Origin of the sequence: Stenotrophomonas maltophilia group sp. RNC7 (assembly GCF_030910085.1) — a bacterium.
Lineage (GTDB): Bacteria > Pseudomonadota > Gammaproteobacteria > Xanthomonadales > Xanthomonadaceae > Stenotrophomonas > Stenotrophomonas sepilia.
Map to the genome: position 1 here is coordinate 1 of NZ_JAVFVN010000275.1, position 1,352 is coordinate 1,352.

Annotated in this window: 2 protein-coding genes and 1 pseudogene; 2 read left to right on the top strand and 1 reads right to left on the bottom strand. The window is 49.7% G+C overall.

Going from position 1 to position 1,352, the window contains the following annotated elements; all coding sequences use genetic code 11:
* A partial coding sequence (locus RCF13_RS03795; RefSeq protein WP_308140885.1) for a hypothetical protein occupies nucleotides 1–504 on the top strand: 504 nt, incomplete at its 5' end.
* A gap of 54 nt (nucleotides 505–558) precedes the next feature.
* On the opposite strand, the gene RCF13_RS03800 is transcribed toward RCF13_RS03795, so the two are convergent.
* Nucleotides 559–978, bottom strand: a complete 420-nt coding sequence (locus tag RCF13_RS03800; RefSeq protein WP_308140886.1) for a very short patch repair endonuclease — start codon at nucleotides 976–978, stop codon at nucleotides 559–561.
* 149 nt (nucleotides 979–1,127) lie between these two features.
* Between RCF13_RS03800 and RCF13_RS03805 the strand changes: the two are divergent.
* Nucleotides 1,128–1,352: pseudogene (locus RCF13_RS03805) on the top strand (hypothetical protein); the annotation flags it as partial.

The window sequence follows — 1,352 nt, forward strand, 5'->3', positions numbered from 1 at the left end:
GGTGAATGGTGGGTATGTGCGACACCCGCCTGTGACATGGAGCCAGGGCAGAACACAGTAGCTTTTGTGGTCGACAGCAATGAATTGCGGCCGTTCACTGCGTTGAAACTTAATGTCTTCAACGAAAGTGACCTTGAGGAAAGAGACATCAATAGCGGGCTTTATTGTTTCGCTGAAACGAGTCCCAATGAAATAACGTGCTTGGGGCTTCCCGTACCTGCCAACGCCCTGGGACAAGGATCGTCGGAGAAAGTGACCTGGCGCACGTTTGTAGCGAAGAATGACGGAATGTTGAGCGGTACAGAATTGGACCTCATCAAACCGCAACTGGCTGGTGGCTCACTTGAAATTGCCCCGGCCAAGGCGACAGTTCATGCTAAACTGCGTTACGAATACGCCCTTAATTTCATTCAGAAGGTTGGAACAAGCGTAACACGCATCGGTCTTGGATACAGAGGCAGCGCTTTTGCTACTCGCGTTGATGCAGCGAATAACGACGCATGATTTTATACTATGTGAAACATTTCAGAAACTCTTAAAAGTCAGTCGGTTGCCTTGTTAGCGTGGATTAGATTGATCCTCTAAAAACATGCTTAGCCGCATTAGAAGGATCTCTATATCTTTGGTTTCGCATTCCCAGACCGTCATTGAGCTCCATCCGAGCTGTTTCAAGTTCTCGTAATTTCGCCTGTCGCGTGAACGGTTTTTTCCGATTTTATCATGCCAAAAATCGATGCGCGTTTTGGGGGCTCTGCCGCGGGGGCAATCGTGTCCGTGCCAGAAACATCCGTGGACGAAAACCGCTGTCTTCCTTCCGAGGAAAACGATATCTGGCGAGCCTGGAAGGTCGCGTCGATGCAGTCGAAACCGATAGCCACGTGCAAACAACGCCCTGCGAACAATTAGCTCGGGCTTGGTATTTTTTGACTTCACGGCTTGCATGTTTCTGCGCCGTTGTGCGGTCGTTTGAGTATCCATTCCAGCAGTGTAGTGTGCTCGTGCAAAGGCTGCAAAGAATTTGGTTACTTAAGCATACAACCGTACTGCGGAAACAAATAAGGAGTTGTCACTCGTGGCGCAAATGGGAAACTTCCGAATTCGGTACACGAAACCAAACATGTAGTTCAATGAAAGCCGTATTCGACACGAAGCCGACCTCCATCTATGACGACGACCAAACTGAGGATTATCAGTTCCCGCGACGTTATCTCAACACTGTTCGACAGTGCGAGAACGATTGGGTGGTGCTTCGGAGACCACGCGCCGACGGAGGAAATCTCGCGTACTTCGCTGTGGCTCGAATTGCCGAGGTCGAGCAAGACATCAATAATCCATATGATGCCAGGTATGCC

Bases quoted from the DNA above. Each gene is read 5' to 3' on its own strand.
- RCF13_RS03800 (WP_308140886.1), bottom strand. From the start codon at position 978: ATGGATACTCAAACGACCGCACAACGGCGCAGAAACATGCAAGCCGTG.